Here is a 22,400-nt window from a genome sequence, read left to right as displayed (position 1 = left end):
TTTTCCAGCCGGTAGCCCGCTGCCCGGCCCTGTTCCGATATGGAGAGACCCAATGGCGACCAGCCAAACGCAATCCGCGCCCTCCGCGCGCCCGCTGTCCGAGAAATTCTACTTCGCCGCCTGGCGCTGGCATTTCTATGCCGGGCTATACGTGATCCCCTTCCTCATCGTGCTGGCCGTCACGGGCCTGATCATGATGTACATCGCCCTGTTTGACGGCCGTGACGGCGAATATGTGACCATTCCGCAGGGAGAGACCGCCCTGCCCATCGTCGCCCAGACCCAGGCCGCGCTGGACCATCTGCCCGGGGCCGCACTGGTGGAATGGATCGGCCCCAAGGCCGATGACCGCGCCGCCGTGGTGCGCGTCGCGGTCGAAGACGGCCAGCGCATGGTCGCGGTCGATCCCTACACGGCTGAGGTGGTGGAGGTCTGGGACCGCCGTGCGGGCTGGTATGACGTCCTGACCGATATCCACGGCACCCTGCTGCTCGGTGATCTCGGCGACCGGCTGATCGAGATTGCCGCCGGGCTTGGCATCGTGCTGGTGCTGACCGGTCTTTACCTCTGGTGGCCGCGCGGCAGGTCAGCCGCCGCCTTCCTTCCCAACCTCGCCGCCCGCGGCCGCGCCCTGTGGAAGAGCCTGCATGCGGTCACCGGCGTCTATATCTCGCTGCTCCTGGTGGTGTTCCTGGTCTCGGGCCTCGCCTGGTCGGGCTTCTGGGGCGAGCGCTTCGTGCAGGCCTGGTCCAGCTTCCCGGCCCAGAAGTGGGAGGCGGTGCCGCTGTCCGACAGCACCCACGCCGGGCATATGAACCACGGCGCGACCAAGGACGTGCCCTGGGCGCTGGAGCAGACCCTGATGCCCGAATCCGGCTCTGACGCGGGCCTCACCGGCCTGCCGCAGGGCACGCCCGTAAATGGCAATTCGGTGGCGGCACTGGCCCGTGCGCTGGGATACGAGGGGCGCTTCCGCATCGTCTTCCCGCGCAATGACAGCGGGGTGTTCACCATCAATCAGGACAGCATGAGCAACGACAGCCACTGCCCGACCTGCGACCGCACCGTGCATGTCGACCAGTTCACCGGCAAGATCCTCGGCGACGTGAAATTCGCCGACTATTCGCTGGCGGGCAAATCCATGGCCGTCGGCATCGCCTTTCACGAAGGCGATCTGGGGCTGTGGAACGTGGTTCTGAACACGGTCTTCTGCCTTGCGGTGATCTTCACCTGCGTCTCGGGCGTGGTGATGTGGCTGAAGCGCCGCCCCGCGGGTGCGGCCCGCCTTGCCGCACCGCCGCTGCCCGCGGAGCTGCCGTTCTGGAAAGGCGCGGTGCTGATCGGGGCGCTGGTCTCGCTGGCCTTCCCGCTGACCGGGCTGGTGCTGCTGGCGGTGCTGGCGTTCGATGTACTGCTGCTGGGCAATATCCCGGCGCTGAAACGCGCGGTCAGCTGACCCTGATCAGGCGCTGCCCGGCCTATCGGCCGGGCGGTTTCCCAGCACTCAGACGTGCTGCGCGCCGTTCACCTCGATCTCGGCGCCGGAGATATAGGAGCTGCCTTCCGAGCACAGGAAATAGATGGCCGAGGCCACCTCCTCGGGCTGGCCCAGCCGCTGCATCGGCAGTTTCTCGACGATCTTCTCGGTGCCGGGTGACAGGATCGCGGTCTCGACCTCGCCCGGGGCAATGGCGTTCACCCGCACCCCCATCGGGCCGAAATCATGCGCCATCTCCCGCGTCAGCGCCGCCAGCGCCGCCTTGGAGGTGGCATAGGCGGCGCCTGCAAAAGGATGCACCCGGCTGCCCGCGATCGAGGTCACATTCACCACCGATCCCTTGGCCGCCGCCAGCTCATCCTTCAGCCCCCGCGCCAGCACCACCGAGGCAAAGAAGTTCACGTGAAAGACCTTGCCCCAGTCCATCAGGTCGGTGTTCAGGGTGTTCAACCGCTCGCCATTGGGGCCTTTGGGCGAGATGCCTGCATTGTTGACCAGCGCATCCAGCTTGCCATCCAGCAGCTCCTGGATCTGCCCGACCGCGTTGATGGTGTCCGAGGGGTCCGACAGATCCAGTTGCACGTGATTCTCCCGGCCACCGCCCCAGGGGCATTCCTGCGGGAAGGGTTGGCGTGAACAGGTGATGACCCGCCAGCCTTCGGCGTTGAAGCGGCGCACCGTGGCGTGGCCAATGCCGCGGCTGGCTCCGGTCAGCAGCAATGTTTTCTGACGCATCAGATGGTCCTCATCGACGATTGCGCCCCGACCCTATCACCGGCACCGGCGGTGGCAATGGCCCGCGTGAATAGCGCCCTGCGACGCAGGCAATGCTTGGCAGCGACGACGGAACCGCCTAAACCCGTGACACCTAGGGATGATGACAGCGATGAAGACACAGAACATGAACCGCGACTGGATTGCCACTGCCGAGACCCTTTCAAGCGCGCTGCCCTACCTGCAGCGCTATGACGGGGCGATCGTCGTCATCAAGCTGGGCGGCCACGCCATGGGCAGCGACGAGGCGATGGAGACCTTCGCCCGCGACATCGTGCTGATGCGGCAGGTCGGGGTGAACCCGGTGATCGTGCACGGCGGCGGGCCGATGATCAACGCCATGCTGGACAAGCTGGACATCCAGTCGGAGTTCGTGAACGGCAAGCGCGTGACCGATGCCGCGACCATGGAAGTGGTCGAGATGGTGCTGTCCGGCGTCGTCAACAAGCGCATCGTGCAGGCGATCAACGCCCAGGGCGGCCGCGCCGTGGGCCTGTCGGGCAAGGACGCCAACCTGATCACCTGCGATCAGGCCAACCCCGATCTCGGCTTTGTCGGCGCCCCGGCAGAGATGGATCCCAAGGTGCTCTATGGACTGTTCGAAAAGGACATGATCCCGGTCATTGCCCCGATCGGCGCAGGCCGCGCGGGCGAAACCTTCAACATCAACGGCGACACCGCCGCCGGCGCCATCGCCAAGGCGCTCAAGGCTGACCGGCTGCTGCTGCTGACCGATGTGGCGGGCGTCAAGAACGCGAACGGCGACGTGCTGACCGAACTGAAAGCCTCGGACGTCGAGGAAATGACCGCCAGCGGCGTCATCGCCGGGGGCATGATTCCCAAGACCGAAACCGCGCTGGACGCGGTGCGCAACGGCGTGCGCGCCTGTACCATCGTTGATGGCCGGGTGCAGAACGCGGTGCTGCTGGAACTGTTCACCGACCACGGCGCGGGCTCGATGATCCGGGCCTGAGCCCCTGACCGATGACACCTCTGCCCTGCGCCCCCGGCGCAGGGCTGGCCTTTGCGCAGACGCGGGCCTGCCCCCGCTGGCGCGGCCCATTCTTCCCGCAGGACTATTCGCAACAAAACGGCCGCTGACGCTCTGCCGCAGGGCGTTTTTGCGTTCCGGCCTCGGACCCGACGCTGCTAGGCTGCCGAAAACAACCCGGAGCCAGCCGTGACGTCCGCCCCCCAAACCGACCTTTATGTGCGCGTTGACCGTGCTGCCGCCGCCGCCGGGCTGGAGATCTATGGCGCGCTGCACCCGGGCCACCAACCGGTCAAGGGGCTGCGCGATGGCACCTTGGTGCTGCTGGGGACGGGCGCGGCGTTCTGGCCGCTCTTCACAGCCGGCCCCGAACATCAGGACGGCCGCCCCGATCCGATCGACCGCTGGTCCGAGCGGGTGGTGGGCGGCATGGCGTGCGCGCTGGGGGCACGGGCCTATTACCCCTTTGGCGGGCCGCCCTATCAGCCCTTCGTCGACTGGGCCCTGGCCTCCGGGCGCAGTTTCACATCGCCGTCACAGATGCTGGTGCATGATCGGGTCGGACTGCTGATTTCCTTGCGCGGAGCCCTGCATTTCAACCAGAAGTTTGACATACCCCCCCCGCCGCTGGCAGAGTCACCCTGCCACAGCTGCCCGACGCGCCCCTGTCTGTCGGCCTGCCCCGCCGGGGCGCTGTCCGAGAGCGAGCGCTATGATCTGGTGGCCTGCCACGACCACCTTGCCACCGCCGCGGGCTCCGCTTGCATGACCGGCGGCTGCCTTGCCCGGCTGGCCTGCCCGCTCAGCCGTGGGGCAGGCCGCGATCCCGCCCAAACCGCCCATCACATGAGGTATTTTCATCACCCATGACCCGCACCCTGATCCTGACCCGCCACGCAAAATCCGCCTGGGACACCAATGTCCCCAGCGACCACGCCCGCCCGCTGAACAAACGCGGCCGCCGCTCGGCCCCCGCAATCGGCGCCTGGCTGCGCGACAATGGCTATCTGCCCGGGCAGGTGATCTCTTCCTCCGCGCAACGCACCCGCGAAACCTGGGAGCTGATGGGGCTCGAGGCACAGGCCGCTTTCACCGAGCGGCTGTATCACGGCAATTCCGACATCATGTTCCAGCTGCTGCAGCAGGCGGAACACCCCTGCGTGATGATGATTGGCCACAATCCCGGCATCGCCGCCTTTGCCCATTCCATCGTCCGCCACCCGCCGGATCACTCGCGGTTCGACGACTACCCCACCGGCGCGACCCTGGTTGCCCGCTTCGATACGGATCGCTGGCAGGATATCTCCTGGAGCAGCGCCAAGGTGGTGGATTTCTGCGTCCCGCGCGAGTTGCTGGGCGAGTGATCCGCGGCATCCCGCCGCATCCCGCGCAGGAAGGTTCTGGCAGCGGTCGATATCGCTTCCTAGGTATGCGTCAAAGACTGTCGTTTTGAAACAGGAGCCCGCCATGAACCGCCGTTCCCTGCTGCTGGCCGCAGCCGCCCTGCCCTTTGCCCGCCTGCCGGTCGCCGCCGCATCACAGCCAACCATCCGCGTCATGAAATCGCCCACCTGCGGCTGCTGCACCGCCTGGGCCGAGCGTCTCGCCGATGCCGGGTTCCAGACCGAGGTCACCGATGTGCCTGACGCGCAACTGTGGGCGATGAAGGAAAAACTGGGCATCACCGAAGAGCTGGCCTCCTGCCACACCGCGATGGCCGACGCCTATGTGATCGAGGGCCACGTGCCGCCTGCCGATATCCAGCGGCTGCTGGCCGAACGCCCCGATGCCCTGGGGCTGACCGTGCCCGGCATGCCGATCGGCTCGCCGGGGATGGAGATGGGCGACGAGCGCGAAGCCTTCGACACCTTGCTGATCCTGGCTGACGGCAGCACCGAGGTCTTTGCCAGCCACGGCTGAGCCGCAGCACGCGCAAACAAAAAAGGCCGGGCGCTGTGCCCGGCCTTTTGTTTGGTTTCTGCAGCCCCGGTTCAGTGACCCAGGATCTGGCTGAGGAACAGCTTGGTGCGGTCGCTCTTGGGGTTGTTGAAGAACTCCTCGGGCTCGTTCTGCTCCACGATTTGGCCCGCATCCATGAAGATCACCCGGTTCGCCACCTGGCGGGCAAAGCCCATCTCGTGGGTCACGCAAAGCATGGTCATGCCTTCCTCGGCCAGTTCGATCATGGTGTCGAGCACCTCCTTGATCATCTCCGGGTCGAGCGCCGATGTGGGTTCATCGAACAGCATGATGCGCGGCATCATGCACAGGCTGCGCGCGATCGCCACACGCTGCTGCTGGCCGCCCGACAGCATGCCGGGGTACTTGTGCGCCTGCTCGGGGATCTTGACCTTCTCGAGGAAGTGCATCGCCCGCTCTTCGGCCTCTTTCTTGGGCGTCTTGCGCACCCAGATCGGCGCCAGCGTGCAGTTCTCCAGGATGGTCAGATGCGGGAACAGGTTGAAGTGCTGGAACACCATCCCGACCTCGGACCGGATCTTGTCGATGTTCTTGAGGTCGTTGGACAGTTCGGTGCCGTCCACCACGATCTTGCCCTGCTGGTGTTCCTCCAGCGCGTTGAGGCAGCGGATCAGGGTGGATTTGCCGGACCCCGACGGCCCCGCGATCACGATCCGCTCGCCCTGGTTGACGGTCAGATTGATGTCGCGCAGCACGTGGAAGGAGCCGTACCACTTGTTCATGTTGGTGATTTCAATGGCAACCTTGTCGCTCACCTGCATCTTGGAGCGGTCGATTGCGCGGTCGGTCATAAGTTCAGACATATGTTGAACTCCTTAACGGTGGTCCGTCTTGAGGCGACGCTCAAGATACATGGAATAACGGGACATGGAGAAGCAGACGACGAAGAACAGCGCCGCGATGAACGCGAAGAGTTCCCAGTAGATGCCGTTCCAGGCCGTGTCTGCGCGGATCGCACTGGCCAGGCCGATGACATCGAACAGGCCGATGATCGACACCAGCGTGGTATCCTTGAAAATCCCGATGAAGGTGCTGACGATGCCCGGAATGGAGATCTTCAGCGCCTGCGGCATGATGATCAGCCGCTGCGCCTGCCAGTAGTTGAGGCCAAGGCTGTCAGCCCCCTCGTACTGGCCCCTGGGCAGGGCTGCCAGACCACCGCGGATCACCTCGGCCATATAGGCGGCGGAGAACAGGGTCATCATGATCATCACCCGCAGGATGATGTCAAAATTGGTCCCCGGCGGCAGGAAGATGTTCAGCAGCAAAGAGGCCACGAACAGCAGGGTGATCAGCGGCACGCCGCGCACGAATTCGATGAAGCCGACGCAGATGTACTTGACGATGATCAGGTCGGACTGACGCCCCAGCGCCAGCACCACCCCGATCGGCAGCGAGACACCGATGGCCACGACCCCCAGCATGATCGCCAGCATGAAGCCGCCGAACTGACGGCTCTGGACCGCCTCGATGCCGATGGGCAGGGCCGAGGACAGGGCATCCGTCACCGGACCGGCCAGCACGAACCACCAGATCACCGCGGCCACGACACCTGCGATCATCGCGCCCAGCTCACCCAGTTTTTCGGAACCGTGCTTGATGATGAGATAGCCGATGACAAAGCCGAGCGCGGCGCTCAGCGGACCCCAGATGGTGCCGCCCCACATCAGGAAGGGCATCAGGAAGGGGTAGGCTGCGGTCAGGATCAGCATCTTGGACGAGACCCGGTCGGAGAACAGCACCGGGCTCAGCGCCGCCAGCAGCAGCACCAGCGCCAGGATCGGCCGCCAGTACAGATGCGGCGGGTAGAAGCCGAACAGCAGCTGCAGCCAGCGTTCCTTGATCACACCCCAGCAGGCGTGGCCATGGGTCGAGCCCCAGGTTTCCATCATGATCTCGCGGCATTCGGTCAGCGAATCCGCGTTCCACACCGACTGGAAGATCCAGGGCAGCACCCCGGCCAGCACGTAGTAGATCGCCGCCACCGCCAGCAAGGTCATGCCGGTGTTCACCCAGGTGGAGAACAGGTTGTGACGCATCCAGCCGATCGGTCCCACTTCGGATGCGGGAGGCGCCTGCTCGGGCAGCATGGTGTCGCGCACATAGGCGACGGTATGGGCATGTGTACCGCTCATCTCAGCGCTCCTTCAGCTTCACGGCTTCGTTGTACCAGTTCATCACCGCCGAAATGGTCAGCGAGATGGCCAGGTAGACCAGCATCAGCATCAGCACGCACTCCAGCTCGCGACCGGTCTGGTTCATGGTGATACCGCCAAGGGTGCCGGTGATGTCCATGTAGCCCACGGCAATCGCCAGCGAGGAGTTCTTGGTCAAGTTCAGATAGTTGGAGATCAGCGGCGGGATGATCACCCGCAGCGCCTGCGGCAGGATCACCAGCGACATGGTCTTGTTGGGACGCAGGCCCAGGGCCGATGCGGCCTCGGTCTGGCCCTTGGAGATCGCCAGGATCCCCGCCCGCACGATTTCCGCGATGAAGGCAGCCGTGTAGAGCGACAGCGCCAGCCACAAGGCCAGCAGCGAGTTGCGCAGATGGGTACCGCCCTGGAAGTTGAAGCCCTTCAGCTCGGGGTAGCCGAGGTGGAAGCCCAGCGCGATCAGCAGGCTCAGCAGCGGCAGGATCAGCACCGCGGCACGGGTATGCCAGGTGCGCGGGCGCACGCCGGTGGCCTCCTGGATGCGGTCCGCGCGCTGGCGGATCTTGATCGAGGCAAAGATGCTGAGGCCGAGCACCACCAGAATGGCAATCAGGTCCAGCGAGATATCAAAGCGCAGGCTGGAGCTGCCGAACAGGTGCACATCGCCCAGAGAGCGCGAGAACAGCGGCTCCGGCAGGTAGGTGCCGCGGTTGGTCACCACCACGGCGCCGGTCTCGACGCCCCGGTAGACCTTGGGGTGAGGCGTGGATTCGGTGACGATGGCAAAGATCAGCACGATCCACAGCAGCACCGGGACGTTGCGGAACATCTCGACGTAGACGGTCATGATCCGCGCCACCAGCCAGTTCGACGAAAGCCGCAGCACGCCGACCAGCACCCCGACGATGGTCGCGGCGACACAGCCCATGAAGGCGATCACAAGCGTGTTCAGCAGGCCCAGGAAGGCCGCGCGCAAGTGGGTGTCCTGGTTGTCATAATCCAGCAGTCGCTGGTTGATATCGTAGCCTGCAGTCTCGCCCAGGAACCCGAAGGAGACGGGTTTGCCCAGCGTATTGAGGTTGATGATGGTGTTGTTGATGAGCCAGGCGGCCAGAAGCATGAACCCGAACATCGCGATGACCTGGATGGTGGCCGAGCGATACCGGGTATCATAAAGGAGCATGGACAGCCGGAACTGCTCCTTTGGAGGGTCAGTGAGCGTTGACATATATGTGATCCCCTGGGCTCCGGTTTTCTGTCCTGGCGGCGTTGGTCGCCGCTCCGCAGCTGGCCGGAGCTTATGCAAAGATAGGAAAAGGGCGCAGGCTTAACCTGCGCCCCTCCCGATGGTGTGATTAGCGGAACGGCGGTGCGTACAGCAGGCCACCTTCGGTCCACTGTGCGTTCAGACCACGCGCCAGACCAATCGGGGTGTCCTCACCGATGTTCTTGGCGAAGATCTCACCGTAGTTGCCGCCAGCCGCGATGGCGTTTTTCGCCCAGTCAGCCGACAGGCCCAGCATTTCGCCCAGGGTGCCTTCGGTGCCCAGCAGACGGTTGATTTCCGGGTTGTCGGTGCCGGCCGCCATGTCGTTCAGGTTGGCCGAGGTGATGCCCAGCTCTTCGGCTGCGATCAGCGCGTTCAGGGACCAGCGCACCACGTCGCCCCACTCGTTGTCACCGTGGCGGACCAGCGGGCCCAGCGGTTCTTTCGAGATGATTTCCGGCAGCAGCACATGCGCCGACGGATCGTCGAAGGTGGCGCGGGTGGCCGCCAGGCCGGAGGCGTCGGTGGTGTAGACGTCACAGGCACCTGCCAGGTACTGCTGCTGCGCCTCGGCGTTGGTTTCGATCGGCACCGGCTCGTAGGAGATGTTGTTGGAGCGGAAGAAGTCCGCCAGGTTCAGCTCGGTGGTGGTGCCGGTCTGGATACACACGGTGGCGCCATCCAGTTCCTTGGCCGAGGACACGCCCAGCTCTTTCGGAACCATGAAGCCCTGGCCGTCATAGTAGTTGATGCCGGTGAATTCGAACTTCAGGTCGACGTCGCGGCTGAAGGTCCAGGTGGTGTTGCGGGCCAGCATGTCGATCTCGCCCGACGCCAGCGCGGTGAAGCGGGTCTTGCCGGTGGTCGGCACGAATTCCACCGCGGTGGAGTCGCCCAGCACGGCCGCAGCAACGGCACGGCACACGGCCACGTCGAAACCTTCCCATTCGCCGTTCGCATTCGGAGCCGCAAAACCGACCAGACCGGTGGTGACGCCGCAGTTCAGCTTGCCGCGCGCCTTCACGTCGTCCAGCGTGCCGGCAGATGCCGCGCCAGCCGCAAGACCGGCGAAGGTCATTGCGCCCAAAATAACGGATTTTTTCATATTTACCTCTTCCTGATGGCCCGCCATTCGGCGGTTCTTATTATCCGGCGATCCCCCGCCGGAAATGAGACTGAAGAAGGGTTTACCCCCAATTCATGCCCGAGTGTGGGCGCATTCATCAGCAAACGTCAAGGGTCGTATCAGGAAATTCGATGCGCGGATTGCGCACAAACCCCGGCCAAGCAAAATACTTTCGCCGTGACCGGGGTTCGGGTAATTTTCAGCGCTCCGTGGAGAGGTCAAAGAAACGTTTGGCATGCAGGAATTCCTGCCGCTTGACGGCGGCGACGGCCTGCGCCTCCTCATCCACGCCCCATTGCTCTTCCTGCCAGCGTTCATCGAGCCGCGACAGCTGCCAGATGTCCTCGGCATCGCGCCAGTCCAATGCCGCCGCGAACCCTAGAATCAAGGACCCGGAGATGCCCACCAGGTCATGAAACGCGGCCAGCTGGAACGGGCTCAACGCCTCCACCTTCCGCGCCAGACATGCCAGCGCCGACGCCTCCTGCGGCTGATGCAGGATGCCGCTGCGCGGTGCCAGACGGGCGCCCAGCGCGGTTTCGGCCCAGTCCAGGGCCGGATCCCATGCCTCGGCCTGGCGCGCGGCCAGCTCGGCCGGAGAGTCCGCGCGGTAGCACAGCAAATCGGTGTCACCGTATTCCGCCAGCATCGCGGCGACTTCGCTGTGCTGATGTGTCACCTTGTCGATCGCCGCATTGGCCGAACGGGTGCAGGGCATGCTGCCCGGGTCGACTGATTCGTTCTGGGCGTCCCACTCCGCGGCAATGGCCTCGGCCATGGCGCGGGTCGGCACCGTCAGCGCAGCCTTCGCCGGGGTCTTTACCCGGCGGCCGTCCAGCTCCACCGCAAAGCCATCGTCGCATTGCGCCACTGCCACTGCCTTCCAGAACCGTTTCTGTGCCCAGCCGCTCATGTGCCTATTCCTTCCAGATCTCTGCCAGCAGCGGGCGCAGCTCCGCGAAGTCGCGGATCAGGTAGTCGGCGCCCAGTGTGGCTGCGTCGTGATAGCCCCAGGGCACGGCGATGGTGGTGACCCCCGCGGCGCGCCCCATTTCAATGTCAAACCTCGTGTCGCCGATCATCACGGTGCTGTCCGGATCGGCCCCGGTCTCTGCCATCGCCGTCAGGATCATCGACGGATGCGGTTTCGACGGATGATGGTCCGCCACCTGCCGGGTCACGAAACAGTTCAGCCCATGCGCGTCGATCAGGGCATCCAGCCCGCGCTGTGACTTGCCGGTGGCCACGCCGAGCAGATATTCCGGCACCTCGTGCAGCTGCGCCAGTGCCTCGCGCGCACCGGGATACAGCGGCGAATGCGCCGCGCCCGCCGCCTGACGCGACAGCATGTAGGAGGACTTGTAGCCCTCCACCAGCGCCTCGATCGTGGCATCGTCATGATTCGGCGCCAGCTCCCGCATCGCCAACGGCAGCGACAGCCCGACGATGGACAGGATCGCCTCGCGCGGGGGCACGTTCAGGCCCGCGCCTTCGAACGCCTCCGCCATCGCACCGGTGATCGCGCCCTGGCTGTCGGCCAGGGTGCCATCGACGTCAAACAGGATCAGCCGCAGCGGTTTGCTCACTTCAGATCCTCGAACGGGTCGTCCGCCGCCAGGTCCTCGGTCCAGCCAAAGGTCTCCCAGCTTTCCTTCATATGGTCGGGCAAGGGCGCCACCACCGACACCGGCTTGCGGGTGACCGGGTGCTCGAACACCATCCGGCGCGCGTGCAGGTGCAGCTTCTTCGAGATCACCCCGCCGATCTGCGCGCCCCAGCCGTCGCCCAGGTTCTCCTGCCCCGAGCCGCCGTATTTGCCATCGCCGGCAATGGGATGGCCCATGCCGGACATATGCGCGCGCAGCTGGTGGGTGCGGCCGGTAATCGGCTCCATCGCCACCCAGGCAGCGCGGGAGGCAACCCGGTAAAGCGTGGCATACAGCGTATGTGCGCGCTTGGCACCCGGCGTGTCGTCGATGTCGCGCGGATGCACGTTGATCATCTTCTCGCCCTCACCGGACCGGCCATGCCCCGGCGCCTTCACCAGCCCGTTCTTGATCTCGCCAAGGTACGGCGTCGGCACGCCGGCCACCAGTGCCCAGTAGATCTTGCGGGTGTTCTTGTGCCGGAACGCGGCGGTCAGCGCCTGTGCGGCCTTGCGGTTGCGCGCCAACACCAGAACACCCGAGGTGTCCTTGTCGATCCGGTGCACCAGCTTGGGCTTGTCCTCCAGCCCGAATTTCAGCGCCTCGGCCAGGCCATCCACGTGCTTGGTGGTGCCGGAGCCGCCCTGCACCGCCAGCCCCGCGGGCTTGTTCAAGACGATCACGTCGTCGTCGCGGTAGATCACGCAGTCGCGGATCATCTTCGCGTCGGCATCGGAAATCCGCATCTCGCGCGGGGCGGCCGGTTTCAGGTCGCTCTCCGCCAGCGGCGGCACCCGCACCACCTGCCCCGCCTCGACGCGGGTATTGGCCTTGACCCGACCGCCATCCAGCCGCAGCTCGCCCTTGCGGCACATCTTCTCGATGCGGCCCTGGTTCACATGCGGAAACAGCCGCCGCAGCCAGCGGTCGATGCGCTGGCCGCTGTCGTCTTCGCTGACGGTAATCATCTGAACGCCGCTCATGCGAACACTCCCCTTGCGGCCCACAGGCCGAAAAACAGCCCGCCGACCGACAGGCCCACGGACAAAGCTACATACAGCGCGGCCTGCCCGAAGGCGCCGCGCTCGATCAGGTTGGCGGTCTCCAGCGAGAACGCCGAGAAGGTGGTGAACCCGCCCAGGATCCCGGTCATCACCAACGGGCTGAGCCAGGTCAGGTCCCGCAGCGCCGCCGCCACCACGAACACCCCCATCAGGAAGGAGCCGAGGATATTGACCGTCAGCACCGCCACCGGGAAATCATGGTGCCCCAGCAGCCGGATGATGCCCAAGCCTGCCAGATACCGGCACACCGCGCCGACCGCGCCACCAAGCGCCACCATGGAAACCGAAGAAATCATCCCCGTCCTGTCGCGCGCACGGGCAAAGATGTCAAGTTTTGCCCGCCCTGCACCACGCGCAGGGCTGCCCGCAGAACCACCCCGGCTTCATCTTTCCCCAAATACTCCCGCCGGAGGCAGCGGCTTTGCCCGCAAAGCCGCTTCACTTGTTCCGCTTCAGCCTGAGGTTGGCAAAGTAATCCGCGCGCCGCTTCAGCTCGCGCTCAAAGCCACGCTCCACCGGTTGATACAGCACCGGCCGCTTTACCCCGTCGGGGAAGTAGTTCTGGCCGGAAAACCCGTCTTCGGCATCGTGGTCATAGGCATAGCCCTCGCCGTAGCCCTGCTCGGCCATGAACTTGGTCGGCGCGTTTAGGATGTGCTTGGGCGGCGGCGCGCTGCCGGTCTGCTTGGCCAGCCGCCGCGCCGCCTTGATGCCGACGTAGACGGCGTTGGATTTCGGCGCCAGCGCCAGGTAGACGGCGGCATTGGCCAGCGCCAGCTCCCCCTCGGGGCTGCCGAGGCGTTCATAGGTCTGCCAGGCATTGAGGCACACGGTATTGGCCTGCGGATCGGCCATGCCGATGTCCTCGGTCGACATCATTGTCAGGCGGCGGGCCAGAAAGCGCGGGTCCTCGCCGCCCTCCAGCATCCGCGCCAGCCAGTACAGCGCCGCATCCGGGTCGGAGCCGCGGATCGATTTGTGCAAGGCAGAGATCAGGTTGTAATGCTCGTCGCCGGACTTGTCGAACTTGGCCGCGCGGCGCATCAGCCGCGCCGACAGCGCCTCGCGCCCCAGCGGGGCCTCCACCGTCCAGGCGGCCACCTGTTCGATCAGGTTCAGCAGCGCGCGCCCGTCGCCATCGGCCATCTCGTGCAGCGCATCGCGGGCATCGCCCGAGAGCGGCAGGGCGCGGCCCAGCTCCTTTTCGGCGCGCTGGGTCAGACGTTCGAGATCCGCCAGCGACAGACGTTCCAGCACCAGCACCTGCGACCGGCTCAACACGGCGGCATTGAGCTCGAACGAGGGGTTTTCCGTCGTCGCCCCCACCAGCAGGATGGTGCCATCCTCCATATGCGGCAGGAAGCCGTCCTGCTGGGCCTTGTTGAAACGATGGATCTCGTCGACGAACAGCAACGTCCCCTGGCCATTCTGGCGGCGGATCTTGGCCGCCTCGAACACCTTCCTGAGCTCGGGCACGCCGGTGAAGATCGCCGAAATCTGCACGAAATGCAGGTCCGTTTCCTTGGCCAGCAGCCGCGCGATCGTGGTCTTGCCCACGCCCGGCGGCCCCCAGAAGATCAGCGACGACAGCGAGCCGGAGGCCAGCATCACGCCCAGCGGCGCCTCCGGGCCAAGCACCTGCTGCTGACCGATCACATCCGTCAGGGACTGCGGCCGCAGCCGGTCAGCCAGCGGCCGGTTGCGGGCGGGTTGCTGGGCGGTGTCGTCACCACCGCCTTCGGGGCTGCCGAACAGATCCGACATCAGAGCCGGAACCTCAGCGCCACCTGACGGCCGCGCCGGTTCAGGTCCAGCTGGACCCAGCGGCCACTGTTGGCCAGCAGCGCATAGACATCATCGGTGCTGGTCACCGCCTTGCCGTTCACGGCCAGCACGACGTCCCCGGTCTGCACCCCGCCGCGCGCGGCATAGGGACCGGGATCGGTGACCACCACGCCTTCTGCCGACAGCGGCAGGCCAAGGCGAGTAATGACCTGCGGATTGATCCGGGCCACGGTCAGCCCCGGCAACGCGGTCTTTTCGTCCAGCTGGACCGGATTGGCGGGCGGCGTGTCAGGGGCGGTGATCATCGGCACTTCAACCTCTTCCCGCTCGCCCCCGCGCAGACGGGTGATGACCGAGGTATCCCCCAGCCCGGCCACCGACATGCGGAACACCATCTCCGAAGGCGAGTTGACCACTTCACCGTCGACATGGGTGATCACGTCGCCGACCCGGAAGCCCGCCTTGGCAAAGGGGCTTTCGCTGTGCAGATCCGAAATCACCATGCCCTCTGGCAGCTCCATTCCCAGCGAGGCGGCGAGATCCGCATCCACCGGCTGCCCCGCCATACCGGCCCAGGGGCGCTGGAACTCCTCGGCGCCTTCACGCGCCTGGTTGACGAATTCCCGCACCAGGTTGGCGGGGATTGCAAAGCCGATGCCGTTGGAGCCGCCGGAACGGGACAGGATGCGGGTGTTGATGCCGATGAGATCGCCGTTGACGTCGATCAGCGCACCGCCCGAATTGCCCGGATTGATCGGTGCATCGGTCTGGATGTAGTAGCCAAATCCATCACCGGCCCCCATGCCGGTGCGCGCAAGCCCCGAGATGATGCCACTGCTGACGGTCTGCCCCACGCCAAAGGGGTTGCCGATCGCCAGCGCCAGCTCGCCCACCTCGACCTGGTCGCTGTCGCGCAGGGACAGGTAGGGCAGGTCTTCGGCGTCTTCCAGCTGCAGGATTGCCAGGTCGCTGGCCTTGTCGCCCAGGATGACCTCGGCGTTGTATTCGCGACGGTCCGCGGTCACCACGCGGATTTCCGTGGCGCTGCCGACCACGTGATAGTTCGACACCACGATGCCATCGGCCGACAGGATCACACCTGACCCGAGCGAGTTCTCGACGCGCGGCTGCGGCGTGGTGAAGCTGCGGAACAAGTCATCGAAGAACGGATCATTCATGAAGGGCGAGCGGCGGCGCTGCTGCACCTGCCGCACCACCTTGGCATAGATGTTGACCACCGCGGGCGAGGCCTCCCGGACCAGGGGCGCAAAGCCGAGGGAGATCTCGGCCTGCGATTGCGGCACGCGGGTTTCGGCAGCAGCCGGCAGGGCCAGCAGGATGGCAAGGGCTGTCAGGACGGGGCGGAACATGAGCACTCCAACAGTTGTTGCCCGAAGGATATGCGGAGCATGCGCCCGGATTGCAAGGCGGCTGTGTCGACAGGCCGGTCGTGCAGGAGGCGCGTGCTGCGCCTCCCGGGCCGACAACCGATTTCCCCCACCCGCAGGTGCAGGAGCCGGAAAGAGGCGGCCATCGGTGGCCGCCTCCCTGTTCAGGTGGTTCAGGCGTCTGCCAGCGCTGGCGCGGGGCGGGCTGCGGCGGCGCGGCGGGCATCCACGGCGGCGGCGAGATGCTCCAGCGCGGTCACGGTGTCGTCCCAGCCGAGGCAGCCATCGGTGATCGACTGGCCGTAGGTCAGCGCGCCCTGCCCCAGATCCTGCCGCCCGGCGACCAGGTGGCTTTCCACCATCACCCCGGTGATGCGCTGCTCGCCACCGGCGATCTGCCCGGCGACATCGGCCAGCACCGCGGGCTGCTTTGCCGGATCCTTGCCGCTGTTGGCGTGGCTGGCGTCGATCATCACATGGCCGCGGATGCCGTCCTTCTCGGCCAGCTTGCAGGCCGCATCGACCGATGCCGCGTCATAGTTGGTACCGCCGCCGCCACGCAGGATCAGATGGCCGTCGGGGTTGCCGCTGGTGGCGGCGATCGCGGCGCGGCCGGACTTGGCAAGCGCCATGAAATGATGCGGGTGCGCCGCGGAGCGCACCGCGTCCACCGCGATCTGCACATTGCCGCGGGTGCCGTTCTTGAAACCCACCGGGCAGCTCAGCCCCGAGGCCATCTCGCGGTGGATCTGGCTTTCGGTGGTGCGGGCACCGATCGCGGCCCAGGCCACCAGGTCGGAGATGTATTGCGGCACCGCGGTGTCGAGGAACTCGGTCCCGACCGGCAGGCCAAGCGCGTTGATGTCGAGACACAGGCGACGCGCCAGCCCCAGGCCTTCGTTGATGCGGAACGAGCCATCAAGGCCGGGATCGTTGATAAGCCCCTTCCAGCCCGAGATCGTGCGGGGTTTCTCGAAGTAGACCCGCATGACGATTTCCAGCTGCGCGCCCAGCCGCGCGCGCAGCGGCGCGAGGCGTTCGGCGTATTCCATCGCTGCCTTGGGATCATGGATCGAGCAGGGACCAACCACAGCGACCACCCGGTCGTCGCGGCCGTGCAGGACGTCCTGAATGGCGCGCCGCCCGGCCAGGACGGTCTGAGTCGCGGTGGCGGTGGCGGGCATCTGCGCCGCCAGGTCCTCGGGGGAAACCAGCTCCTGCATGCCGGTGATGCGCAGGTTTTCGGTCTGGGGTGTCATGTTTCAGCTTCCTTGTCGGGAGGCCCTTGGCGCTGCGGCGGATACGAAAAAACCGCCAGCGGGCTGCGGGCGGTTGGTGGTATCCTGGTGCGTTTCCTGTCTGTCCTCAGAACGCGCTGACCCCTCCGTCCGCCATGTGGCGCGGATAAAAGAAATACCAGAATGCGGCATAGCTACGGGTCATGGGTCGGACGCTAGCGAAGATTCGCGCAGCTGTCACCCCCGAAAATCCGCACCGTTCCTCCCCCACTTGCGAGCAGGAGATCGCGCAGCCACGCCCCCGATGCGGCCCCCATGAAAAGGAACAGGCCCCCCCGCTGCGGGAGGGCCTGTCCGAAACATCGTGCGGTGGCCTCAGAAGTCCTGCCACAGATCGCGGGCGGCGTTGCCACTGGCGGCGGCCACGGCCACCGGCGCCGGGCTGGCCTCGATCTGCCAGTCGGCCTCGCCATGGGCGGAAATCACCCCCTCCGCCGGAGCCTCCTCGGCAAGCGGCACCGCACCCTCGGCGACCTGGAAGCGGGCCACCAGGCTCGCCAGCTTGTTGGCGTCGCCCTTCAGCATGTGGCCGGCGGCGGTGGCCTCTTCGACCATGGCGGCGTTCTGCTGGGTCACCTGATCCAGCTGGGTCATGCCGGTGTTGATCTCAGCGAGGCCGGTGGACTGTTCCGCGGCGCCCTCGGCGATCTCGGAGACGAGCTGCGAGATATGGCTGACCCGGCCCGCGATGGATTGCAGCGCCTGGCCTGCGCGGCCAACCAGATCGACCCCCTGTTCCACCTGCCGCGAGCTGTCGCTGATGAGGGTCTTGATCTCCATCGCCGCATCCGAGGAGCGTTGCGCCAGGGCGCGCACCTCGCTGGCCACCACCGCGAAACCCCGGCCGGCTTCCCCGGCCCTGGCAGCTTCGACCCCGGCATTCAGCGCCAGCAGATTGGTCTGGAAGGCGATATCGTCGATCACCCCGATGATCTGCGAGATCCGGTTCGAGCTTTCCTCGATGCCGCTCATGGCGGTCACCGCGCTTTGTACCACCTCGCCGCTGTCGGCAGCCTCGTTGCGGGCTTCCTGCACCGTGGCCTCGACGTTGCGCGCCCCTTCCGCGGCGGACTGAACGCTGGCGGTCAGCTCATCCAGCGCGGCGGCGGTCTGCTCGAGCGTCGCGGCCTGGCTTTCGGTGCGATGCGACAGGTCATCCGATGCCTGGCTGATCTCGGCGGCGCCATTGCGGATGCTGGCGGCGGCTTCGATCACCTGCTGCACGGTGGCGTTCAGATTGTCGATCGACCCGTTGAAATCCGCGCGCAGCTGCTCGTAGTCCTCGGGGAACGGCTCTGCGATGCGGATCGCCAGATCGCCCTGCGACAGCCGGGAAAGGCGCTCGCTCAGCTGCTGGACAACGCCAGCCAGCTCGGCGTCCTTGCTCTCGGCCTTGCGCTTCTCGGCCTCCTGCATCTTGACCAGCTCGTCGCGGAACTTCTCCAGGGCCCGCGCCATCTCACCGACTTCGTCGCCGCGGGACTGGCCATGGATCTCGACCGCGTTGTTGCCTTCTGCCAGCCCCCGCATCGATACCACGATCCGGCGGATGCCCTTGGCGATGCCGGAACCGGTTACCAGCGCCATCACCGCACCGATCAGGATGGCCGCCGCGATGGCCGCCGGAATCATGATCCGGGTCTGGGCCGCGATTTCCTCGCTAACGGCGCGGCGCGCGGCCTTGGTTTCCATCGCCTGCGCCTTCAGCGACTGCATGGTGGCGCGGAAGCTGTCAAAATAAGCCTTGCCCTGCCCCTGCGCGACGAAATCCGCCATGTCATCCATCGTCGCCGCATCGCCGATCTCCTGGCGCAGCTGGATCATCGGCACCGCGACTTCCTTGCGCCAGTTGTCGATGGTCTCCGAGGCGGCGTTCAGCCGGTCCATCTGGGTCTTGTCCTCCAGCAGGGAGAGGCGCAGCGAGCTCAGCACCGAGCGCAACCGGCTGCTGCCCTCCATGAAGGGGGTCAGGAAGGCCCGGTCGCCGGCCAGCAGATAGCCCCGCATGCCGGTTTCCATGTCCACGGCGGCCGCCATCAGATCCTTGGCGCTGCTGATCACCTCGTGGGTCTGTTCAACCGCCTCCAGCGCGGTTTTCAGGTACTCCGGGTCGGCGATGCCCGCCGTGACCAGCGACGAGAACGTATTGCGGCGATCGGCGAGGTTCACCTCTTCCTCTTCGATCACGCGGGCAACCTCGGCGCGGAACTCCTCGAAGAACACCCGGCCACGCGACTTCTTTACCTCGGCCGCCATGTCATTCATGGTCATCGCGTCGCCGATTTCCTGCCGCAGGGTAATCGCCGCGGTCGCAACGGTTTCCTGCCAGCCGTTGAGGATTTCCTCGGCTTCATCGAGATCCGCCAACAGGGCGTCATTGCCCGCCGCGAGGCTGCGCAGGGTCGCCAGCGCCTCGGCGACCTCGGCCTTGCCGGCCTCGTAGGGTTCCAGGTATTCCTCGCGCCCCGCCAGAAGATAGCCGCGCAGGCCCGCCTCCATACCGGCGGCGGCCACAGCCAGTTCCTGCGCCTCTCCGAGAATTTCCTGGGCATGCGCCACATCGGCGGCCGCTTTTTCCATCCGGCCGAGATCGTTGACCGCCATTACCCCGACACCAAGAACCAGCAGCAGCGGGAACAGCGCGACTGAGACGATTTTCGACTTGGTACTGAGGTTTGCCAGAGAGAACCGCCTGGCCGCGGAAGGCTTATTCTTCTTCATCACATCCGTCCCGGTGCATTCACAGATGCGGCAGTCAAAACAGAAGAAACTTACCAATCCCTTTCCCGCATAGGTAATTTGTGGGTATGCATACTTTTGCCGCGCAAAAGAAAAACCCCCGCTCCGGGCGGAGCGGGGGCAGACAGTCAGACCCTGGGGTCCGGCGCGTCTTATTCTTCGGCGTCGGCTGCCGCTTCCTCGGCTGCCAGGCGGGCCTTGTCGGCGGCGCCTTTGGCGGAGGTGTCACGGTCAACGAACTCGATGATCGCCATCGGAGCCATGTCACCGTAACGGAAGCCGGCCTTCAGGATGCGAACGTAGCCGCCCTGACGGTCCTTGTAACGCGGGCCCAGAACCTCGAACAGTTTCGCGACGTCCTTGTCCTCTTTCAGGCGGGCTGCGGCCTGACGACGGGCGTGCAAATCGCCGCGTTTTGCCAGGGTGATCAGTTTTTCAACGATCGGGCGCAGTTCTTTTGCCTTGGGCAGGGTGGTCTTGATCTGCTCGTGCTCGATCAGCGAGCCGGCCATGTTGGCGAACAGGGCCTTGCGGTGCTCATGAGTACGATTCAGGCGGCGATAACCACGTGCGTGACGCATTTTTCAGTTCCTTCACTTTGCGTTTTGCTTTGTCAGGCAGCTGATGCGTGTCAGCCACTCACCTTGGGGCGGGTGCCCATGTCTTCCCCGGCCGGTCCGGGCATTGAAGAGGAGGGCCGAAGCCCCCCTCAAAACGGTTTAGAAGCTGTCTTCGAACTTCTTGGCCAGATCTTCGATGTTGTCCGGCGGCCAGTCCTCGACGTCCATGCCGAGGTGCAGGCCCATGCCCGACAGAACCTCTTTGATCTCGTTCAGCGACTTGCGGCCGAAGTTCGGGGTGCGCAGCATCTCGGCTTCGGTCTTCTGGATCAGGTCGCCGATGTAGACGATGTTGTCGTTCTTCAGGCAGTTTGCCGAACGCACGGACAGTTCCAGCTCGTCCACTTTCTTCAGCAGAAGCGGGTTGAACTCGAGACCGTCGTCCTCGTCCTGGCGGCCAGCCGATTCCGGCTCGTCGAAGTTGACGAAGATCGACAGCTGATCCTGCAGGATGCGGGCGGCGAAAGCCACGGCATCATCCGGGGTGATGGAACCGTCGGTTTCCACCTTCATGGTCAGCTTGTCATAGTCCAGCACCTGGCCCTCACGGGTGGGCTGCACGTCATAGGAGACCTTCTTGACCGGCGAGTAGATCGCGTCGATCGGGATCAGGCCGATCGGAGCGTCTTCCGGCTTGTTCTTGTCGGCAGAGACATAGCCCTTGCCGGTGTTCACGGTCAGTTCCATGAACAGGTCGGCACCGTCGTCCAGGTGGCAAATCACGTGGTCGCGGTTCAGAACCTCGATGCCGGCGGTTTCGGCGATGTCACCGGCGGTGACGACAGCCGGCCCCTTGGCATTGATCGACAGGCGCTTGGGGCCTTCGACTTCCATGCGCAGGGACACGCCCTTGAGGTTCAGGATGATGTCGGTGACGTCTTCACGGACACCGGCAACGCTGGAAAATTCATGCAGTACATTGTCGATCTGCACGCTGGTGATGGCGGCGCCTTGCAGCGAGCTCATCAGAACGCGGCGCAGCGCGTTGCCCAGGGTCAGGCCGAAACCGCGCTCCAGCGGCTCTGCTACAACGGTGGCCTGACGTGCAGGATCGTTGCCCGGCTTCACTTCCAGCTGTGCCGGTTTGATCAGCTCTGCCCAGTTCTTGTGGATCATGCGTACCCTCCATTCCTGTCCTTGCCCCATGTCCAAAAGGCCAAGGACGCCCGAGGTTTAAATGACGCACTGGGGCCCTGCGAATCAAGCGGGGCCCCAGCAAAAATATTGTTCTTAGACGCGACGGCGCTTCGGCGGGCGGCAGCCGTTGTGTGCGATCGGGGTCACATCACGGATCGAGGTGATGTTGAAACCGATGGCGGCCAGCGCGCGCAGAGCCGATTCACGGCCCGAACCGGGGCCCTGAACTTCGACTTCCAGGGTTTTCACACCGTGATCCTGGGCTTTCTTGCCCGCGTCCTCGGCAGCCATCTGGGCCGCGTAAGGCGTGGATTTCCGCGAGCCTTTGAAGCCCATGGTGCCGGCGGACGACCAGGAGATCGCGTTGCCCTGCACGTCGGAGATCAGGATTTTGGTGTTGTTGAACGACGAGTTCACATGAGCAACGCCGGAAGCGATGTTCTTGCGCTCTTTACGCTTAATGCGAGTCTTATCACGTGCCATTGATCAATGCCCCCCTTACTTCTTCTTGCCGGCGATCGGCTTGGCCGGGCCCTTGCGGGTACGGGCGTTGGTGTGGGTACGCTGACCGCGGACCGGCAGGTTGCGACGGTGGCGCAGGCCACGGTAGCAGCCCAGGTCCATCAGGCGCTTGATGTTCATGGTCACTTCACGGCGCAGGTCGCCTTCGACGGTGTAGTTGGCGTCGATGTGCTCGCGCACGGCCAGAACTTCAGCGTCGGACAGTTCGTTCACACGACGGGTTTCGTCGATGCCCACGGCTTCGCAGATCGCTTTGGCCGAGGTTGTACCGATACCGGTGATGTAGGTGAGGGCGATGGGAACCCGCTTTGCAGTCGGGATGTTAACGCCGGCAATACGTGCCACGTGTCACTTTCCTTTTGGTTGCGGTTCCGTAATGCCGGAACCTTTTTTCACAACACTTGACCGT

The 22,400-nt window shown here is 65.1% G+C and carries 22 protein-coding genes; 5 read left to right on the top strand and 17 right to left on the bottom strand.

The window, feature by feature from the left end; all coding sequences use genetic code 11:
- Positions 1-52: 52 nt before the first annotated feature.
- Complete coding sequence (locus tag AB9K35_RS05840) at positions 53-1,456, top strand: PepSY-associated TM helix domain-containing protein (RefSeq protein WP_369924856.1); 1,404 nt, start codon at positions 53-55, stop codon at positions 1,454-1,456.
- A 48-nt stretch (positions 1,457-1,504) separates the two neighbouring features.
- On the opposite strand, the gene AB9K35_RS05835 is transcribed toward AB9K35_RS05840, so the two are convergent.
- On the bottom strand, positions 1,505-2,233 hold the full coding sequence (locus AB9K35_RS05835) for an SDR family oxidoreductase (RefSeq protein ID WP_222456085.1): 729 nt from the start codon (positions 2,231-2,233) through the stop codon (positions 1,505-1,507).
- A 151-nt stretch (positions 2,234-2,384) separates the two neighbouring features.
- On the opposite strand from AB9K35_RS05835, the gene argB reads away from it, so the two are divergent.
- The 4 genes from argB to AB9K35_RS05815 all read left to right on the top strand — a co-directional run bounded on the left by argB (position 2,385) and on the right by AB9K35_RS05815 (position 5,183).
- On the top strand, positions 2,385-3,245 hold the full coding sequence (argB, locus tag AB9K35_RS05830; RefSeq protein WP_222456086.1) for an acetylglutamate kinase: 861 nt from the start codon (positions 2,385-2,387) through the stop codon (positions 3,243-3,245).
- A 207-nt stretch (positions 3,246-3,452) separates the two neighbouring features.
- Positions 3,453-4,133 (top strand): ferredoxin, encoded by a 681-nt coding sequence (locus AB9K35_RS05825; RefSeq protein WP_369924855.1) that lies wholly within the window; start codon positions 3,453-3,455, stop codon positions 4,131-4,133.
- Positions 4,130-4,627 (top strand): histidine phosphatase family protein, encoded by a 498-nt coding sequence (locus tag AB9K35_RS05820; protein WP_222456088.1) that lies wholly within the window; start codon positions 4,130-4,132, stop codon positions 4,625-4,627. The genes AB9K35_RS05825 and AB9K35_RS05820 overlap by 4 nt, the downstream gene beginning before the upstream one ends.
- A gap of 103 nt (positions 4,628-4,730) precedes the next feature.
- A complete protein-coding gene (locus AB9K35_RS05815; RefSeq protein ID WP_369924854.1) occupies positions 4,731-5,183 on the top strand; it encodes a DUF411 domain-containing protein in 453 nt (150 codons plus the stop codon).
- 71 nt (positions 5,184-5,254) lie between these two features.
- Here the strand turns inward: AB9K35_RS05815 and AB9K35_RS05810 are convergent, their stop codons facing one another.
- The 16 genes from AB9K35_RS05810 to rpsM all read right to left on the bottom strand — a co-directional run bounded on the left by AB9K35_RS05810 (position 5,255) and on the right by rpsM (position 22,336).
- A complete protein-coding gene (locus tag AB9K35_RS05810; protein WP_369924853.1) occupies positions 5,255-6,046 on the bottom strand; it encodes an amino acid ABC transporter ATP-binding protein in 792 nt (263 codons plus the stop codon).
- A gap of 12 nt (positions 6,047-6,058) precedes the next feature.
- On the bottom strand, positions 6,059-7,378 hold the full coding sequence (locus AB9K35_RS05805) for an amino acid ABC transporter permease (protein WP_222456090.1): 1,320 nt from the start codon (positions 7,376-7,378) through the stop codon (positions 6,059-6,061).
- A 1-nt stretch (position 7,379) separates the two neighbouring features.
- The gene (locus AB9K35_RS05800) at positions 7,380-8,627 is read right to left on the bottom strand and encodes an amino acid ABC transporter permease (protein ID WP_369924852.1); all 1,248 of its coding nucleotides are present in this window, start codon (positions 8,625-8,627) and stop codon (positions 7,380-7,382) included.
- A 127-nt stretch (positions 8,628-8,754) separates the two neighbouring features.
- On the bottom strand, positions 8,755-9,771 hold the full coding sequence (locus tag AB9K35_RS05795; protein ID WP_222456092.1) for an amino acid ABC transporter substrate-binding protein: 1,017 nt from the start codon (positions 9,769-9,771) through the stop codon (positions 8,755-8,757).
- 220 nt (positions 9,772-9,991) lie between these two features.
- Positions 9,992-10,705 carry an ATP12 family chaperone protein gene (locus AB9K35_RS05790; protein ID WP_369924851.1) on the bottom strand — a complete coding sequence of 238 codons (714 nt, stop codon included), beginning with the start codon at positions 10,703-10,705 and terminating at the stop codon, positions 9,992-9,994.
- Between the two features lie 4 nt (positions 10,706-10,709).
- Complete coding sequence (locus AB9K35_RS05785) at positions 10,710-11,378, bottom strand: HAD family hydrolase (RefSeq protein ID WP_369924850.1); 669 nt, start codon at positions 11,376-11,378, stop codon at positions 10,710-10,712.
- Positions 11,375-12,421, bottom strand: coding sequence for an RluA family pseudouridine synthase (locus tag AB9K35_RS05780; protein ID WP_222456095.1), 1,047 nt, complete (start codon positions 12,419-12,421; stop codon positions 11,375-11,377). The genes AB9K35_RS05785 and AB9K35_RS05780 overlap by 4 nt, the downstream gene beginning before the upstream one ends.
- Positions 12,418-12,798, bottom strand: coding sequence for a fluoride efflux transporter CrcB (crcB, locus tag AB9K35_RS05775; RefSeq protein WP_222456096.1), 381 nt, complete (start codon positions 12,796-12,798; stop codon positions 12,418-12,420). The genes AB9K35_RS05780 and crcB overlap by 4 nt, the downstream gene beginning before the upstream one ends.
- A 142-nt stretch (positions 12,799-12,940) precedes the next feature.
- Positions 12,941-14,266 (bottom strand): replication-associated recombination protein A, encoded by a 1,326-nt coding sequence (locus tag AB9K35_RS05770; RefSeq protein ID WP_222456097.1) that lies wholly within the window; start codon positions 14,264-14,266, stop codon positions 12,941-12,943.
- Positions 14,266-15,657 carry a trypsin-like peptidase domain-containing protein gene (locus tag AB9K35_RS05765; protein ID WP_222456098.1) on the bottom strand — a complete coding sequence of 464 codons (1,392 nt, stop codon included), beginning with the start codon at positions 15,655-15,657 and terminating at the stop codon, positions 14,266-14,268. Before AB9K35_RS05765 ends, AB9K35_RS05770 begins: the two co-directional genes overlap by 1 nt.
- Before the next feature lie 191 nt (positions 15,658-15,848).
- Positions 15,849-16,934 carry a 3-deoxy-7-phosphoheptulonate synthase gene (locus AB9K35_RS05760; RefSeq protein ID WP_369924849.1) on the bottom strand — a complete coding sequence of 362 codons (1,086 nt, stop codon included), beginning with the start codon at positions 16,932-16,934 and terminating at the stop codon, positions 15,849-15,851.
- Between the two features lie 354 nt (positions 16,935-17,288).
- Positions 17,289-19,694, bottom strand: a complete 2,406-nt coding sequence (locus tag AB9K35_RS05755; RefSeq protein ID WP_369924848.1) for a CHASE3 domain-containing protein — start codon at positions 19,692-19,694, stop codon at positions 17,289-17,291.
- Positions 19,695-19,864: 170 nt separating this feature from the next.
- Positions 19,865-20,293: a 50S ribosomal protein L17 gene (gene rplQ / locus AB9K35_RS05750; RefSeq protein ID WP_222456101.1), complete on the bottom strand. Its 429-nt coding sequence runs from the start codon at positions 20,291-20,293 to the stop codon at positions 19,865-19,867.
- A gap of 138 nt (positions 20,294-20,431) precedes the next feature.
- Entirely contained in the window at positions 20,432-21,448 is a 1,017-nt protein-coding gene (locus AB9K35_RS05745; protein WP_222456102.1) for a DNA-directed RNA polymerase subunit alpha, read from the bottom strand.
- Positions 21,449-21,562: 114 nt separating this feature from the next.
- A complete protein-coding gene (rpsK, locus tag AB9K35_RS05740; RefSeq protein WP_008560534.1) occupies positions 21,563-21,952 on the bottom strand; it encodes a 30S ribosomal protein S11 in 390 nt (129 codons plus the stop codon).
- Positions 21,953-21,967: 15 nt separating this feature from the next.
- Positions 21,968-22,336, bottom strand: coding sequence for a 30S ribosomal protein S13 (rpsM, locus tag AB9K35_RS05735; RefSeq protein WP_222456103.1), 369 nt, complete (start codon positions 22,334-22,336; stop codon positions 21,968-21,970).
- Between the last annotated feature and the right edge of the window lie 64 nt (positions 22,337-22,400).

Origin of the sequence: Leisingera sp. XS_AS12 (genome assembly GCF_041224635.1) — a bacterium.
Lineage (GTDB): Bacteria > Pseudomonadota > Alphaproteobacteria > Rhodobacterales > Rhodobacteraceae > Leisingera.
The sequence above is the reverse complement of the archived record's forward strand: the minus strand, read 5'-3'. Positions and strand labels throughout refer to the sequence as shown.